Raw genomic sequence first — 255 nt, 5'->3', positions numbered from 1 at the left:
TCAACGAAGTGGCGCGGCAGTCGGGCGTAGGCATGCTGCTGCAAGAAGAGGCGATCCCGGTGAAGCCAGAGGTGGATGCGGCCTGCGAGCTGCTCGGCCTGGACCCGCTCTACGTGGCCAACGAAGGCAAACTTATCGCAGTGATTTCGCCCGAATCGGCCGAAGCAGTACTGGCTGCGATGCGTGCCCATCCGCTCGGTGCCGATGCTGCTCGCATCGGCGAAGTCACGGTCGACCCGCACCATTTCGTGCAGA

At 63.5% G+C, this 255-nt stretch carries 1 protein-coding gene; it reads left to right on the top strand.

Translation table 11 applies throughout. The features are described from left to right. Window positions 1–255: AIR synthase-related protein (locus NFX52_RS30635; protein ID WP_252636040.1), on the top strand; the 255-nt coding region annotated here is incomplete at both ends.

The sequence above is a fragment of the Acidovorax facilis genome (assembly GCF_023913775.1).
GTDB classification, from domain to species: Bacteria; Pseudomonadota; Gammaproteobacteria; order Burkholderiales; family Burkholderiaceae_C; genus Acidovorax; species Acidovorax facilis.
Note: the sequence above shows the minus strand (reverse complement) of the source record. Positions and strands in the feature narration are given on the sequence as shown.